The organism is Paraburkholderia sp., from assembly GCF_035656215.1.
Taxonomy (GTDB): Bacteria; Pseudomonadota; Gammaproteobacteria; order Burkholderiales; family Burkholderiaceae; genus Paraburkholderia.
Genome location: NZ_DASRSY010000014.1, coordinates 1 through 15,053 on the forward strand (window position 1 = coordinate 1; position 15,053 = coordinate 15,053).

Below are 15,053 nucleotides of genomic sequence, written 5' to 3' on the forward strand. Positions count from 1 at the left end.
AGGTCTTCGCGCTCAGAATCGCTCAGCACGAGTTCCCCTTTGGACCGTCCACTCATCGTTGCCTCCGCGTATCAAGTGCTACACAGAACACTTTAGTACGTGATCGGCATCTTTCAATGAATTTTTAACTCAGGACACTAGACGACATCGACATGAATTCGCCCGATGAAGTTCTGGATCGCCTTCAGGCGCATATCGAACAGGACGACGCTGAGCAAGCGGCGGAACATCAGGCGCGCCAGGCGCGAAGCGCCCCGAAAAAGAAGACGGCGAAGCAGCTGGCGGCCGAAACGCGCCGCGCGGAAGAAGAAGCGCAACTGAGCCGGTCGATTCGCGAGGTGTATCGTAAGCTGGCCAGCGCGTTGCATCCCGATCGCGAAAGCGATCCAGAGGAACGCAAACGGAAAACCGCCCTGATGCAACGCGTCAACGAGGCCTACAGCAAGAACAACCTGCTGCATTTGCTCGAATTGCAGCTGGAACTGGAACACATCGATCAGAACGCGATCGATAATCTTAGCGAAGACCGGCTCAAGCATTACAACAAGATACTGAAGGAACAGGTAGGCGAACTCGACGACGAAATTATGTTTGCCGAAATGACGTTCAAGGAACGCTACGGGCTCGACCCGATGGCTTCCATCACACCGAAGAAGGCAATGTACGGGCTGACGGAGGACGTTTCTATGCTGCAGGAACAGATCAATTCGCTCGAGTACGATCTGGTGGAGTTCCATGACCTCGGCACACTCAAAGCCTGGTTGAAAACCAGGCGACGCTGGAGTTGAATCGCTCCCTTCGCCGTAGGGCGTGCGCGCCACGTGTTCATGGGCAACCAGGTTTTATGTCGCGCCACTGTCCATCTACCGCACTGCTTGCCAGCACGGCCTCAATAAACCGCAGGCCCGCCACACCGTCATCCACCGTAGTAAGTAACAGACTTTCGGCAGGCAACGCGCGGCCAGAATCCAGCGCTTCAATCTGCGACGCCGCGTCTTTGTACAACTGCGCGAACGCTTCCAGATAACCTTCGGGATGCCCCGGCGGCACGCGCGTCGCGTGCGCGGCGATCGCGCTTTTAACGCGTCCTCTGGTGAGACGTTCAGCCGATCCACCCAGCGGCGTGAACCACAATTCGTTCGGATTCTCCTGATCGAAGCTCAAGCTGGCCTTCGTGCCATAAACCCGAAGACGTAAAGCGTTCTCCGCACCGCTCGCCACCTGACTTGCCCATAACATGCCGCGCGCGCCATTTGGATAGCGCAGCATCGCCTGCACGTGGTCGTCGATACGGCGTCCAGGTACGAACGTACGCAACTCGGCCGATAGCGACGACGGCGTCATGCCCGTGATGAAGGCAGCGAGATGATAGGCATGCGTGCCGATATCACCAAGACAGCCGGCAGGACCCGCCAACAATGGATCCGTACGCCAGCCTGCCTGTTTGTTCGTGCCGCTCGTTTCTATCGGTTCAGCCAGCCAGTCCTGCGCGTATTCGACTTGCACCACGCGTATTTCGCCAAGCTCACCTTTTTCGACAAGCTCGCGAGCATGACGCACGAGCGGATAGCCTGAATACGTGTGTGTCAGCGCGAACAACTTGTTCTTCTCGCGGGCGAGCTTCGCCAACGCCTCGCCTTCCGCCAACGAAATCGCCAGCGGTTTGTCGCATATCACATGGATGCCCGCTTCGAGAAAAGCCGTAGCCACAGGCGCATGCAGATGATTCGGCGTGACGATCGCGACCGCATCGATACCGTCGGCGCGAGCGGCTTCGGCGCGCGCCATCTCGCGCCAGTCTGCATAGCTGCGCGCAATATCGGCTTCCGCGGCGCTCGCTCGCGCACGCTGCGGATCGGACGACAACGCGCCCGCGACCAGTTCGAACCGATCGTCGAGCCGCGCGGCGATCCGATGCACCGCTCCGATAAACGCGCCCTGCCCGCCGCCGACCATGCCGAGCCTGAGTCTTCTTTGTGGCATCGCATTCACTCCGTTGCGATCTGCTTCATTCGATTCACCGTCAACTCGAAGTCGACCTTCAATCGACGCGCCTTCGGTTCGCAGTCAAATGCCAAGCACGCGTTTTAGCTGCGCCGCATCCACGCCGCTGCCCGCGAAATCATCGAAGGCATGCTCGGCCACACGAATGATGTGCCGTCGAATGAACTCCGCGCCTTCGCGCGCGCCGTCCTGTGGATGCTTCAGCGCGCACTCCCACTCCAGCACCGCCCAGCCCGGAAAATCGTATTGCGCCATCTTCGAGAAAATCGCACCGAAATCGATCTGCCCGTCGCCAAGCGATCGGAAACGCCCCGCACGTTCGACCCAGCCGCTATAGCCGCCATACACGCCTTGCCTGCCGTTCGGACGAAACTCCGCGTCCTTCACATGAAACGCCTTGATGCGTTCGTGATAGATGTCGATGAAGGCGAGGTAGTCGAGTTGCTGCAGGATGAAATGGCTCGGATCGTAGAGGATGTTCGCGCGCGGGTGTTGCTTCACTGCTTGCAGAAAGCGCTCGAAAGTCACGCCATCGTGCAGGTCCTCACCCGGATGCAGTTCGTAGCACACATCGACGCCGGCTTCGTCGAACGCATCGAGAATCGGCGTCCAGCGGCGCGCGAGTTCCTCGAACGCCGCTTCAATCAAACCTGCCGGACGCTGCGGCCATGGGTACAGATACGGCCACGCCAGTGCGCCGGAAAACGACACGTGCGTATCGAGACCTAAGCGCTGCGAAGCCTTCGCTGCGAGCTTCATCTGCTCGATCGCCCACTGCGTGCGCGCAGCAGGATTGCCGCGTACATGCTGCGCCGCAAAACCGTCGAACAACGCGTCATAAGCCGGATGCACGGCGACAAGTTGCCCTTGCAGATGCGTCGACAGTTCGGTGATCGTCACCCCCGCATCTTCCGCGACCTCGCGCAACGCGTCGCAATACGCCTGGCTCGCAGCTGCCTGATCGAGATCGATCAGACGCGTATCGCACGGCACCTGAATCCCCTTGAAACCGAGGCTCGCCGCCCAACCCGCCAGATGCGCGAGGCTGTCGAACGGCACCTCGTCGCCCATGAATTGAGCGAGAAAGATCGCCGGCCCTTTGATGGTTTTCATCGTACGGTTCCTCGAACTATGGCGCGCCTGTCATGCCTCTACGACAGAGAAATAGCAAGCGCGCTCCCGATGCCCGGGATCAGAACGGCGAGTCGGGAAAATAGAACTGCTGCGCGTTTTCCTTCGTGATCAGCACCGACGGAATGATCGTAGTCGGCGGCAGCTTGTCGCCCTTCAGACGCGCTTCGGCAGTGAGCTTGATCGCGTCGTAGATGAATTTCGGCGAGTACGACACGTCCGCCTTGATCATCGGTGCGCCGTCCATCACATTCTTCACCATGCCCTTCGAACCCGCGCCGCCGAACACGATCTTGATGTCGGTACGCCTGGCCTGCTCGATCGCCTTGAGAACACCTACGGCCATGTCGTCGTCGGCGGCCCAGACTGCGTCGATATGCTTGAAGCGCGTGAGATAGTCCTGCATCACCTTGAACGCGTCGTCACGATTCCAGTTCGCGTACTTGCCGTCGAGGATTTTCATCTCCGGATAGTTCTTGATCACGTTCGTGAATGCGGTCCAGCGTTCGTTGTCGAGCGTGGTCGGAATGCCGCGCAGCGCGACGATGTTGCCTTTGCCGCCCAGTTCCTTGGCCAGATACTCGGCGGGGATTTTGCCGAACGCGGTGTTGTCGCCCGCAACGTAGGCGTCCTGTGCGCTGGTGTCGGTCAGACCACGATCGACTACCGTCACGTACACGCCCTTCTTCTTCACCTGCGCGACCGGCTGTGTGAGCGAGGCCGATTCGAACGGGAAAATCACCAGCGCATTGATCTTGTTCACCGTCACCAGATCCTGCAACTGGTTCGCCTGTTCGGGCGCGCCGGCCGCAGTCTTCACGATCACCTTCAGATCCGGATGCGCTTTCTCCAGATCAGTTTTTGCCTTGTTCGCCCACCAGACGATGCCGCCCGTAAAGCCATGGTCGGCTGTCGGAATCGCGACGCCCAGTGTGACTTTTTCATCGGCACGGGCAACGCCAGCCGTGCCCAGTATTCCCAACGCCAGCATGCCGGCGCCGACCGCTCGAATGACCTGCTTCATGGTTCTGTCTCCTGTGTCGACCGGAGTTAGCGCTTCAGCGCTTACTCCGGTCCCATGCAACATAGTTGCGAGTCGATCAGAGTTGGCGCTTTAGCGCCTGCTCCGGTCCCATGCAACATCGTTGCGTTTATGAGGCGTTCATGCGCCCCGATTCTCGAACTTGCCGTCTCTCCATTTGAAGCCCACATCTACTGCCTACCGCCGTCCACGCTGCACGAACGCGACGAAGATAATCACCACGCCCTGCACCGCCGCGTTCAGATACACGCTGATGATGCTGGTCAGATTCAGAATGTTGGCGATCACCGAAAGCAGAATCGCGCCGATCACCGTGCCAATCACACGCCCTTCGCCGCCCTTCAGCGCTGTGCCACCCACCACCACGGAAGCAATCGCTTCAAGCTCCCAGAGCAAGCCGGTGGTCGGCGTAGCCGAACCGAGCCGCGGCACGTACAGGACCGTCGCCACGCCGACGCAGATGCCGAGCAGTACATAGGTGACGATCTTCACGGTATCGACGCGAATCGCGGCGTAGCGTGCGACCTGTTCGTTCGAACCAATCGCCTGCACATGGCGGCCAAACGCGGTGCGATTGAGGATCAGCGCGCCACCTGCTGCAACCACAAGGAATACCCAGATCGGGACCGGCACGCCGAAGAAGCTCGCGTAGTAAACCGGCCCATACAAGTCGGACAACGAGTTATCCAGAGTCAGCGCGCCGCCATCCGCGAGCCACGTCAGCACCGCGCGAAAAATCCCCAACGTGCCCAGTGTGACGATGAACGGCTCGATACGTCCTTTGGTAATCAACAGACCGTGTGCGCAGCCGAACAAACCGCCGAGCACCAGAGCGAACACAATGCCGAGCGTCAGAATCAGCAAGGGCGCGAGCGTATGGCCGCCGATACCGGCAGCGAGTCCGTTCATCAGCCAGATCATGCTGCCCGCGATCAGCGCCGCCATCGATCCGACCGACAGATCGATGCCGCCCGAAATGATCACAAAGGTCATGCCGACCGCGATGATGCCGATGAACGACGTGCGCGTGAGCACGTTCATCATGTTGTCGAGCGTCGCGAAATCGCGGTTGAGCAGCGTGCCGACAATGCACAGCACGATCAGCCCAACGAGTGGCCCGAGTGCATACAGACGATGCGCGAAGCGCAATGCGCGGCCGGACTGGACGGCTTCAGTGGGTGCCGGTCGCATGGGCGATCAACTCCTCTTCGGTCAGATGTTCGAGCGTGAGCGTGGTTTGCAGGCGTCCCGCGCGCATCACGGCAACGCGATGGCAGAGGCCGATCAGCTCGATCAGTTCGGATGAAATGACGATCACCGCGCGGCCTTGCGCGGCGAGACGATGGATCAGGAAATAGATGTCGCGTTTCGCGCCGACGTCGACGCCGCGAGTCGGCTCGTCGAGCACGATCACGTTCGGATCGGGCTGCAGGAACTTGGCGAGCGCGAGCTTCTGCTGATTACCGCCGGAGAGCATGCGCGCGCGGCTCGACAGATCGCCCGTGCGAATGCCGAAGTCGCTGACGGCCTGGGTCAGCGCCACGCGCCCCGCTTTCATATCGAGCAAGGGATGCGCGTAGCGTTCGAGCGTCATCAGCGTGACGTTGTCCTGCAGGCTCAGATTCACATGCAGGCCTTTGCCTTTGCGGTCTTCGCTCAGGTACGTGAGGCCGTGGCGCATTGCGTCGCGCGGGCTTTTCAGATCGGCCCGGCGGCCGGCGATCTCAATGCGGCCCGCCGTGCGTTTGCGCAGGCCGATGATCGCTTCGAACGCTTCGGTGCGGCCCGCGCCGACAAGGCCCGCGAAACCAAGCACTTCGCCGGCGCGAACGTCGAAGCTCAGGTCCTCGACCCAATTCGGTACAGCAAGGCCCTCTACTTTCAACGCGATCGGCGCGTCGGTAGGCACGGTAATCTTGTCGGGGAACATATCGGACACGTCGCGCCCAACCATCAGATTCGCCATCTGTTGCCGCGCGAGCCCCGCCGTTTCGCTGCGCGCGACGAAGCGGCCGTCGCGCATCACGATCACTTCGTCGGTGATGCGCTCGACTTCATCCAGCTTGTGCGAGATATAGACGATGGTCACGCCGTCGGCTTTCAGCTTCGCCATCAGCGTGAAGAGGCGTTCGGTTTCGGACGGCGTCAGTGTGGCGGTCGGCTCGTCCATGATGAGCAAACGCGCGCGGCGCGACAGCGCCTTGGCGATCTCCACCATCTGCTTTTCCGCGACGATCAATCCGCGCACTTTCGTATCCGGCGCTTTCTCCAGGCCGACCTGCGCGAGAAAACGCGCCGCCTCGGCACGCATTGCGGCATCGTCGACGAACCAGCCGCGCTTTTTTTCATGGCCGAGATACATGTTCTGCGCGATCGTCAGATGCTCGGCGAGATTGAACTCCTGGTGAATCAGCACGATGCCGGCCGCTTCCGCGTCGCGTGAACCGATGAACTGCTGCGCGTGGCCGTCGACCAGCAAGGTGCCCGAGGTCGCCGTTTCGTAGCCCGCGAGGATTTTCATCAGCGTCGACTTGCCCGCGCCGTTCTCGCCAAGCAAACCGTAGATGCGCCCCGGCGCCAGTTCGAAGCTCACACCGTGCAGCACGCGCACCGGCCCGAAGTCTTTGCGGATATCGTCGAAACGGATGGCGAGGCTCATGAGTTACGCGCTCCTGCGAATCACGAGCCGATGCGGCAGCAGCACGCCTGGCACATTGGCCAACGGATTCGCGAGCCGTTGCAGCAGGAGACGCGCGGCGGTTTCGCCGAGTTCGCGCATCGGCTGGGCGATGGTAGTGAGTGGGGGATCGATTTGCGCGGCGAGCGAAATATCGTCGAAGCCGACCACCGCGACATCGTCCGGCACGCGCTTGCCGACACTGCGCAAGCCGTGGATCACGCCGATCGCCAGTGTGTCGGAGACCGCGAAGATCGCGCTCGGCGCCGCGTTGGGTGCATGAGACTGCTGCATCAGCAAGGCCGCCGCCGATGCGCCCGCTTCGTAGTCGAGACTGTTCAGGTTCATGCGCCAACGCTCGTCCGGCGTGATGCCCGCTTCGATCAATGCGTCCAGATAGCCTTGCTGACGCTGCCGCGCGTACAGGTAGTCGACATCCGAATTGATCAGCCCGATGCGCCGATGACCGCGCGCGAGCAGATGCCGCACCGCGTCGCCCGCCGCCCGATAGTTGTCGATGCCGACGTACGGCACGCCCATTGCCGGATCGAACTCGCAGCACGCGACCCAGGGCAGCGCGCTGGATGCCTCGCCGAGCGCCTGCTGGATGGTGGCGGGATCGAGGCAGATCGCGCCATCCGCGCGGCGGCGGCGCAGCAAGTCGAAATAGCTGCGCTCGCGACCCGGATCGGCGCCCGTGTCGCATAGCAGCATGAAATAGCCGTGCTGGCGCGCCACGCTGTCGATGCCGCGCACGATCTCCGCGTAGAAAGGGTTGCCGACGTCGGGCACCATCGTCAGCAGCAGGCGGCTTTCGGCGGTGCGCAGATTGCGCGCAAGTTCGTTGACGCGATAGCCGCTGGCGTCAACGGCCGCCAATACCTTGTCGCGCGTGGCAGGCCGCACGTTCTCGTGGCCGTTCAGCACGCGCGACACGGTCGCCACCGAGACGCCCGCCTGCTCCGCCACTTGGGCAATCGAAAGGCCTTCGGCCGGCCGCAGCGGCTGAACCTCAGGCTGCGGGGGCATCTTCGATTTCGCGGGGGCAGCTTTGGGCAACGACTTGGACAAGTGAATTTGCCTCAAAAATGTAATCGATTACATTCTTGCGCCATGGAGGCAGGAATCGCAAGGACAGATCGCTAGGGATTAACACGGGGTCGGGCGCGTACGGCGAAAGGCGGCTCAAGGTACGGGCCTGCGGCGAACTGCCCGCGACGGCGCGGATTCGCGCCGTCATTTGGTACAATCCCGCAGTTACCCTGCCGTGGCCTGCATTCCAGGTTGTACCCCGGAGTTGTACCCCAAGGCCGCCGGCCAGTGGCAAAGAATTGCAAACTCGCCAAACCACACTGCCGAATCCACCATGAACATCGAGCAAGCGCGTTTCAACATGATCGAACAGCAGATCCGCCCCTGGGAAGTGCTCGACCAGGACGTGCTGAATCTGCTCTCGATCGTCAAGCGTGAAAACTTCGTCCCCACCGTCTACCGCGATCTGGCCTTCGTCGACTTCGAAGTGCCGCTGCCGGCCGGCCAGCACATGCTGGCGCCGCGCGTCGAAGCGCGCGTGCTGCAGGAACTGGCGGTGAAGAAACACGAAAGCGTGCTCGAAATCGGCGCCGGCTCGGGTTACATGGCCGCTCTGCTTGCGCACCGCGCGCAGCACGTGCTGACGGTCGACATCGAACCGGAACTCGCGGAACTGGCGAAGAACAACCTGATCGCCAACGGCGTGCTGAATGCCGAAGTCGTCACCGGTGACGCCTCGCGCGGCTGGGCCAACGCTGCACCATACGACGTGATCTGCGTGTCGGGCGGCTTGCCGGTGCTGCCGCAGGAAATCCTCGAACATCTGAAGGTCGGCGGCCGTCTGGCGGCTTTCGTCGGCACCGCGCCGGTCATGAAGGCGCAGATCATTACGCGGATCGACGAGAAGCAATACCGCATCGCCGACGTATTCGAAACTTATGTCGAGCCGCTGATCAACGCTGTGCAGCCGCCGCGCTTCAAGTTTTAATTCACCGTTTATCTGTACGGCTGGCGCGCCGCCGTCCTCTGAACTGGATGTCCTGCTGATGCAAAATCTGACCGCTCCCGCGCTCGCCGAATGGCTCGCCGATCAATCGCGCCCTGCGCCTGTGCTGCTCGACGTGCGCGAACCGTGGGAAATCCAGACGGCGTCGATCGCCGGTGCCGTGTCGATCCCGATGCGTGAAATTCCCGCGCGCAGCGAAGAGCTCGACGACGACGCGCAAATCGTCTGCGTGTGCCATCACGGCGCGCGCAGCGCCCAGGTCGCGATGTTCCTCGAATCGCGCGGCCACACCAACGTCTTCAATCTGCAAGGCGGGATCGACGCGTGGTCGCGTCAGGTCGATCCGTCCGTTCCTACCTACTAGTCGCACGGGTCGCGATGATTCGTCAGCGGGTGCCGGTCCTCGCGGCCGCTCTGGCGCTTCATTGCGCCGTTCTCGCGTTTTTTCCGCTCACTGCGCACGCCGTCGGCCTCTCCCAGCTTTACGACGAAGCACTCTCGAACGACGCGCAGTTGCAAAGCGCGCGCGCGGCGCTCGCCGCCAATAGCGAAGAGTTGCCGCTGGCCCGCGCCAAACTGCTGCCGCAAGTCTCCGCATCGCTCACCGCGAATCGCCAGAACACCGATTTCGGCGGCGGTTTTCCTGCGTCCTACGGCAACAGCAATGGCTACACGATTTCGCTCACGCAGCCGCTGATTCATGTCGATAGCTGGTACGGCTATGCGCAGGGTAAGCTCGCGGTAGATTCAGCGCAGGCGTCGTTTGCGCAGGCCCGTCAGGACCTGATCGTGCGGCTCGGCCAGGCTTACTTCGACGCGCTCTCCTCACAGGACAGCCTCGCGATTGTGCGCTCGCAGAAAGCGTCGATCGCGCAGCAGCTCGAATCGGCGAAACGTTCATTCGAAGTCGGCAACGCGACGATCACCGATACCAACGAAGCCCAGGCGAAATACGATCAGGCGATCTCGCAGGAAATTGCCGCGCAGAACGATCTCGCTGTGAAGCTGGCGGCGTTGCAGCAGATTGTCGGGCACCCCGTCGAGCAGGTGGATGGACTGGTTGCCGGCGCACCGCTGCCACCTCCCGTGCCCGCCGACATCAATTTGTGGGTCGATGCGGCCACCGACGGGAGCTACCAGGTCGTGCTGAAGCAGATCGCGCTGGATAGCGCGCAACGCGAGACGTCGAAAGCCAAAGCCGGCCATCTGCCGACCGTCGACCTGGTGGCGAGCCGCTCGCGCAGTAGTCTTGGCGCGGCCGGCGCGGGTAATTTTGGCGGTAATTTCGGTGGCGGCTTCGGCAGCGGCGCGAATACGCCCGCGCCCGGCACGCCGGCGCTCGCCGCGGAATTGGGCAACCTGGGGTCGTCGTACACGAACAGCACAATCGGCGTGCAGGTCACGATTCCGATCTTTGCAGGCGGCGCGACGCAAAGCCGTGTACGTCAGACGCTCGCGCTAGAAGATCAGGCGGCCGCCGATCTCGATACCGCTCGGCGCAACGCGGCGCTATCGGCGCGGCAGGCGTTTCTCGGCGTGGTGAGCGGACTTGCACAGGTGCGCGCACTGCAGACCGCGGAGCGGTCGGCGAACACGTCGCTCGAATCGAACCTGCTCGGTTATCAGGTCGGCGTGCGGATCAATATCGATGTGCTCAACGCGCAGGATCAACTATTTTCGGCGCGTCGCGATCTGGCGAAGGCGCGTTATGACACGCTGATCAATAGTCTCAAGCTGAAGGCATCGACCGCCAATCTCACTGATCAAGACGTGCTGCAGTTGAGCGCGCTGCTGTCGCCGGTCGACGATGGTTCGTTGACCGCGCTTCCGCAGGTGCCGACGGTGCCGCATCCGGGTGTCGCGGCCAAAGGCGCAGCGGGCAAGCTCGGGCGAAGGGCTATGCCGAATGTGACGGCGCCGCAGTAAGCCGGTTCGCTTACTCTTTTTCGTTCCCTGATTGACTTTCTGCCTGCGCAACGCTTCATTCGTTGCGCGCGTATGCTGCTTGCTGCCCGTCGCTACGTGCTGGCATCCGTTGTCTTGCGCGCTTTTTCAGCGCGGGACGGTTTGTACCCCTGACACCTTCCTTTCATTGCGACCCTTCCCGTTGCCACTGCAGAAATTTCCTACGGTTTCCTGAGCATTGGCCGGGCACCATGCTCCGACTATTTTTGGGGGAGCAGTGTGATGAGAATTTTGAAGATTGCGATGTTGGCCGCTGCGCTGTTGCCGGTCGCCTCGCACGCAACGTTGGGCGGCGCACCGAGCGCCAGTTCGCCCTCTCCGACGATGCTGCACGCTACGCCGCAGTCTGCCGCCGCTTCCACCACGGGCACGTCCAGCCCAACCGCCGCGGCACCCTATACCGTGCGCGAGTCGCGCGACGCCAACGGCGTTGCGATCCGTGAATACGTGCTGCCCAGCAATGTCGTGTTCGCCGTCACCTGGGAAGGACCGATACGGCCAGATATGACGGTGCTGCTCGGCAGCTATTTCCCCAACTACGTCAGCGCCGGTGAGAGCCGAGCGCGTGGCACCGGCCCCCTCATCGAAAGCAACGGTGATTTCCGCATCGAATCGGCTGGCCGTCTGGGCCATTTCTTCGGTATAGCGTATCTGCCGCGCCTGATGCCGGCCCATGTGCGCTTGAACGATCTGCGGTGAGGCGACGTGCCGATTTCACGGAAAACACAAATATGAAAACATTTAACAAAGCGTTCTGGGTCGTCGCAACTGTCGCCAGCGTGACACTTGCCGCATGCAGCGGCGGCGGTGAAAACAGCAGTCAAGGCAGCAATTCCATCGGCTGGAATGCCACGCCTGACTGGATAAGCAAACCGGACGGCTCCGGCAATTCGGGAAATACATCCAGCGACAAGAGCAATACGGTGCCGATTCTCGTCGACAATTCGATGGGCAGCATCAACATGCTTTCGACGACGATCACCGTGTGCGTCCCCGGCACGCAAGGCGCCAGCCAGTGCACAACGATCGACCGCATGCTGGTCGATACCGGCTCGGTGGGCGTGCGCATTATGGCCAGCGCGCTCCCGACATTGGGTTCTCAGTTGCTCACGCAAGCAGGTGCCCTCGACGATGCAACCGGCTTCGCACCGATCGCCGAATGCATGCCGTTCGGCTCTGGTATCACATGGGGCTCGGTAAAGCGCGCCGACATCAAAATCGGCAGCCGGACGGCAAGCAATATTCCAATCCAGTTAGTAGGCGATGGTGCGTATGCGATCCCGGCGGACTGCGTTGCGCACGGGGGCCCCGACCTCAGTACCGTCGCAAAACTTGGCGCCAACGGTATTCTCGGCATCGGCCACGGCACGCATGACTCGAAAGACGCGCTGACCACCGCGCTGCCGGGAAATTACTACTATTGCACGGCAGCGAACGCGTGTTTCAGCACGCGTATGTCGATCAGCAAAGAAGTGATGAATCCTGTCGCCGCCTTCCCCAGCGATAACAACGGCACGATCATCCGCTTGCCGAAGCTGCCCTCGGGCGGCCAGGCGAACGTCACCGGCGAACTGGTATTCGGCATCGGCACACAACAGAACAACGCGTTGCCGGCGAATGTCAACATCCTGGGAGTAGATGAATACGGCGAGTTCACGACTCAGTACCAAGGTCAAGTGTTCAACTGGAGCGCGATCGATAGCGGCACCAATGGGTTCGCATTTCTTGACGATTCGATTCCCACCACATCGAACTGGTACACGCCCTCCACCGCACTCGACCTGGCCGCAACAATGGAAGCCACCGACGGGAAAGGCATACCCGTCAACGTACCCTTCACGATCGGCAACGCCGCCAACATGATGGCCAACGGGTACGCCGCTTACGACAATATCGGCTGGTATCAATCCAAATATCGGATGTTCCTCTGGGGGCTGCCATTCTTCTACGGGCGCAGCGTATACACGGCGATCGGCAACAGCACGATAGGCAAGCAGAGCGGACCGTTCGTCGCGTTCTGATGACTGGGAGGCGGCGCCGCGAAGCGTCGTCTCCCAAGCACAGCGCGATATTAAAGCGGCTCATGTCGGCATTTCCTACTCACCGTTAGGATTTTTCCCGCACTCTCATTAATCGCCCGCAGGCAACATGCTCCGACCTTTTTTGGAGCAATGTGATGAGATTTGTAAAGATCGCGCTGGCTGCTGCGGCACTGTTGCCGCTCGCGTCGTATGCGGCGTTGGGCGGCGCACCGGCTACGGGCTCGGCCCCGCAGACGTTGCTCCGCTCAACCACCCCTAATTCCTCCCCTGCTGCTGCGGCTTATACCGTGCGTGAATCGCGCGATGCCGACGGCGTCACGATCCGCGAATACGTGTTGCCAACCAATGTCGTGTTTGCCGTCACGTGGCAGGGACCCGTGCGTCCGGATATGAGCGCTCTGCTCGGCAGCTATCTCCCCAACTTCGCCTCGGCGGGTCAGGCACATGCGCGTGGCACCGGTCCGTTGATCGAACACAACAGCGGCTTCCACGTTGAATCCGCAGGACGACCCGGGCATTTTTTCGGCAAGGCGTATTTGCCACGCCTCGTCCCCGCCAACGTTCGCATGGACGAACTGCAGTGAAGCGGCGCATCGATTCACGGAATACAAACATGAAAACTTTCAACAAGACGCTTTGCTTCGCGCTTCTGACGGCTAGCATGGCGCTATCGGCTTGCGGCGGCGGGGGTGGTGGCGACAACGGCGACCCGAACGCGACGAAGAACAACGACAATCCGGCGCCGATTACGCCGACTCAGAGTCCTGCCCCGACGCCCTCGCCGGCTCTGGGTCCGACGCCTACGCCTACGCCGAGTCCGGGGCCGAGCCCCACACCGACACCGACACCGACACCGACTCCGACTCCCACGCCGACGCCGACGCCGAGCCCGGTGCCTACTCCGACGCCTGCTCCCACTCCGAGTCCAACACCTACTCCGAGTCCAACGCCGACTCCGACGCCCACGCCCACGCCCACGCCGAGTCCTACTCCAACACCCACCCCAACCCCGGTCGCCGACGTCAACACCGTCCCGATCACCGTCGAGCGCTGGACGGGGAATTACGCCAACATGCCGTACGTGAGCGTCACGCTTTGCATCCCTGGCGTACAGGGCAGCACGCAATGCGCAACCATCGACCACATGCAGCTGGATACTGGCTCGGTCGGTGTGCGAGTCCTGGCAAGCGCATTGGGCCCGGCACTTGCCGGCCGCTTGCCCGCACAATCGGGCGCCTCCAATGACCCGTCCGGCAATGCGCCGATCGCCGAATGCGCGGCGTTCGGCTCGGGATACACGTGGGGGCCGATCAAACGGGCCGACGTAACGATCGGCGGCAAAACGGCGGGCAATCTGCCCGTGCAGGTGATCGCCGACGGCACGTATGCCACGCCGTCGGATTGCGTTTCGCGCGGCGTCAACAACCTCGGTACCGTATCTGCGCTCGGCGCTAACGGCGTGCTCGGCATCGGCCCGGCACAACGCGACTATCCGGCTGCGGCACAAACCGTCTTACCTGCAGCTTACTATTACTGCACGTCCGCGACGTCGTGCACGAACACGCGCGTGCCGCTCGATACGCAGGTCATGAATCCGGTGGCCAACTTCACCTCCGACAACAACGGCACGATCATCCGCCTGCCTGCGTTGCCCGCGGGCGGTCAGTTGAGTGCCACGGGTGAACTGGTGTTCGGCATCGGCACCCAGTCGAACAATGCGATGCCGTCGAACCCGAATATCGTGGCGCTCGATCAGAGCGGCTACTTCCAGACCACGTACAAGAGTCGTTCGTATTCGAGCGCTATCGACAGCGGCTCCAATGCGAACATCTTTGCGGATTACACGGTTCCCTATTCGGGTGACTGGTATACGCCGTCAACCACACTCAGCCTGTCCGCCATCCTGACGGGCGTCGACAAGGCCGCCATGCCGATCACCGTGCCATTCTCACTGGCCAACGGCTGGAGCTTGCTGGCGAGTCAGTATGCGGCCTACGACAGCCTTGGCTCGCCATCGGCGGGAATGTTCCTCTGGGGCTTGCCATTCTTCTTCGGTCGCAACGTCTACACGGTGCTCAACAACGTGATGATCGGCAAGCAAGCGGGACCATTCATCGCTTTCTGATCATCGAGAGCAGCATCCATGCGATAAAC

Annotated in this window: 14 protein-coding genes; 8 read left to right on the forward strand and 6 right to left on the reverse strand. The window is 61.6% G+C overall.

Annotated features, from left to right (window positions below; translation table 11 throughout):
- Positions 1–152 precede the first annotated feature (152 nt).
- Positions 153–788, forward strand: coding sequence for a J domain-containing protein (locus tag VFE81_RS00570; RefSeq protein ID WP_325042729.1), 636 nt, complete (start codon positions 153–155; stop codon positions 786–788).
- Between the two features lie 37 nt (positions 789–825).
- Here VFE81_RS00570 and VFE81_RS00575 read toward each other — a convergent pair whose 3' ends face one another.
- The 6 genes from VFE81_RS00575 to VFE81_RS00600 all read right to left on the reverse strand — a co-directional run bounded on the left by VFE81_RS00575 (position 826) and on the right by VFE81_RS00600 (position 7,883).
- Positions 826–1,983, reverse strand: coding sequence for a Gfo/Idh/MocA family oxidoreductase (locus tag VFE81_RS00575; RefSeq protein ID WP_325042730.1), 1,158 nt, complete (start codon positions 1,981–1,983; stop codon positions 826–828).
- A gap of 84 nt (positions 1,984–2,067) precedes the next feature.
- Positions 2,068–3,117, reverse strand: a complete 1,050-nt coding sequence (locus VFE81_RS00580; protein ID WP_325042731.1) for a sugar phosphate isomerase/epimerase — start codon at positions 3,115–3,117, stop codon at positions 2,068–2,070.
- A gap of 79 nt (positions 3,118–3,196) precedes the next feature.
- Positions 3,197–4,159 carry a substrate-binding domain-containing protein gene (locus tag VFE81_RS00585; protein ID WP_325042732.1) on the reverse strand — a complete coding sequence of 321 codons (963 nt, stop codon included), beginning with the start codon at positions 4,157–4,159 and terminating at the stop codon, positions 3,197–3,199.
- A 195-nt stretch (positions 4,160–4,354) separates the two neighbouring features.
- Positions 4,355–5,368, reverse strand: coding sequence for an ABC transporter permease (locus VFE81_RS00590; RefSeq protein WP_325042733.1), 1,014 nt, complete (start codon positions 5,366–5,368; stop codon positions 4,355–4,357).
- Positions 5,349–6,836 (reverse strand): sugar ABC transporter ATP-binding protein, encoded by a 1,488-nt coding sequence (locus VFE81_RS00595; RefSeq protein ID WP_325042734.1) that lies wholly within the window; start codon positions 6,834–6,836, stop codon positions 5,349–5,351. The genes VFE81_RS00590 and VFE81_RS00595 overlap by 20 nt, the downstream gene beginning before the upstream one ends.
- A 3-nt stretch (positions 6,837–6,839) precedes the next feature.
- Entirely contained in the window at positions 6,840–7,883 is a 1,044-nt protein-coding gene (locus VFE81_RS00600) for a LacI family DNA-binding transcriptional regulator (RefSeq protein ID WP_325042735.1), read from the reverse strand.
- 337 nt (positions 7,884–8,220) lie between these two features.
- Here VFE81_RS00600 and VFE81_RS00605 point away from each other — a divergent pair, with 337 nt between their 5' ends.
- The 7 genes from VFE81_RS00605 (at position 8,221) to VFE81_RS00635 (ending at position 15,024) form a co-directional block, all read left to right on the forward strand.
- The gene (locus VFE81_RS00605; protein WP_097391616.1) at positions 8,221–8,874 is read left to right on the forward strand and encodes a protein-L-isoaspartate O-methyltransferase family protein; all 654 of its coding nucleotides are present in this window, start codon (positions 8,221–8,223) and stop codon (positions 8,872–8,874) included.
- 58 nt (positions 8,875–8,932) lie between these two features.
- Positions 8,933–9,256 (forward strand): rhodanese-like domain-containing protein, encoded by a 324-nt coding sequence (locus VFE81_RS00610; protein WP_028200548.1) that lies wholly within the window; start codon positions 8,933–8,935, stop codon positions 9,254–9,256.
- Positions 9,257–9,270: 14 nt separating this feature from the next.
- On the forward strand, positions 9,271–10,818 hold the full coding sequence (locus tag VFE81_RS00615; protein ID WP_325042736.1) for a TolC family outer membrane protein: 1,548 nt from the start codon (positions 9,271–9,273) through the stop codon (positions 10,816–10,818).
- Between the two features lie 261 nt (positions 10,819–11,079).
- Positions 11,080–11,556, forward strand: coding sequence for a DUF2844 domain-containing protein (locus tag VFE81_RS00620; protein WP_325042737.1), 477 nt, complete (start codon positions 11,080–11,082; stop codon positions 11,554–11,556).
- A gap of 32 nt (positions 11,557–11,588) precedes the next feature.
- Entirely contained in the window at positions 11,589–12,878 is a 1,290-nt protein-coding gene (locus VFE81_RS00625) for a DUF3443 domain-containing protein (RefSeq protein ID WP_325042738.1), read from the forward strand.
- 155 nt (positions 12,879–13,033) lie between these two features.
- Entirely contained in the window at positions 13,034–13,483 is a 450-nt protein-coding gene (locus VFE81_RS00630; protein ID WP_325042739.1) for a DUF2844 domain-containing protein, read from the forward strand.
- 29 nt (positions 13,484–13,512) lie between these two features.
- A complete protein-coding gene (locus tag VFE81_RS00635) occupies positions 13,513–15,024 on the forward strand; it encodes a DUF3443 domain-containing protein (protein ID WP_325042740.1) in 1,512 nt (503 codons plus the stop codon).
- The last annotated feature ends 29 nt before the right edge of the window (positions 15,025–15,053 follow it).

Bases quoted from the DNA above. Each gene is read 5' to 3' on its own strand.
- VFE81_RS00570 (WP_325042729.1), top strand. From the start codon at position 153: ATGAATTCGCCCGATGAAGTTCTGGATCGCCTTCAGGCGCATATCGAA.
- VFE81_RS00575 (WP_325042730.1), bottom strand. From the start codon at position 1,983: ATGCCACAAAGAAGACTCAGGCTCGGCATGGTCGGCGGCGGGCAGGGC.
- VFE81_RS00580 (WP_325042731.1), bottom strand. From the start codon at position 3,117: ATGAAAACCATCAAAGGGCCGGCGATCTTTCTCGCTCAATTCATGGGC.
- VFE81_RS00585 (WP_325042732.1), bottom strand. From the start codon at position 4,159: ATGAAGCAGGTCATTCGAGCGGTCGGCGCCGGCATGCTGGCGTTGGGA.
- VFE81_RS00590 (WP_325042733.1), bottom strand. From the start codon at position 5,368: ATGCGACCGGCACCCACTGAAGCCGTCCAGTCCGGCCGCGCATTGCGC.
- VFE81_RS00595 (WP_325042734.1), bottom strand. From the start codon at position 6,836: ATGAGCCTCGCCATCCGTTTCGACGATATCCGCAAAGACTTCGGGCCG.
- VFE81_RS00600 (WP_325042735.1), bottom strand. From the start codon at position 7,883: ATGCCCCCGCAGCCTGAGGTTCAGCCGCTGCGGCCGGCCGAAGGCCTT.
- VFE81_RS00605 (WP_097391616.1), top strand. From the start codon at position 8,221: ATGAACATCGAGCAAGCGCGTTTCAACATGATCGAACAGCAGATCCGC.
- VFE81_RS00610 (WP_028200548.1), top strand. From the start codon at position 8,933: ATGCAAAATCTGACCGCTCCCGCGCTCGCCGAATGGCTCGCCGATCAA.
- VFE81_RS00615 (WP_325042736.1), top strand. From the start codon at position 9,271: ATGATTCGTCAGCGGGTGCCGGTCCTCGCGGCCGCTCTGGCGCTTCAT.
- VFE81_RS00620 (WP_325042737.1), top strand. From the start codon at position 11,080: ATGAGAATTTTGAAGATTGCGATGTTGGCCGCTGCGCTGTTGCCGGTC.
- VFE81_RS00625 (WP_325042738.1), top strand. From the start codon at position 11,589: ATGAAAACATTTAACAAAGCGTTCTGGGTCGTCGCAACTGTCGCCAGC.
- VFE81_RS00630 (WP_325042739.1), top strand. From the start codon at position 13,034: ATGAGATTTGTAAAGATCGCGCTGGCTGCTGCGGCACTGTTGCCGCTC.
- VFE81_RS00635 (WP_325042740.1), top strand. From the start codon at position 13,513: ATGAAAACTTTCAACAAGACGCTTTGCTTCGCGCTTCTGACGGCTAGC.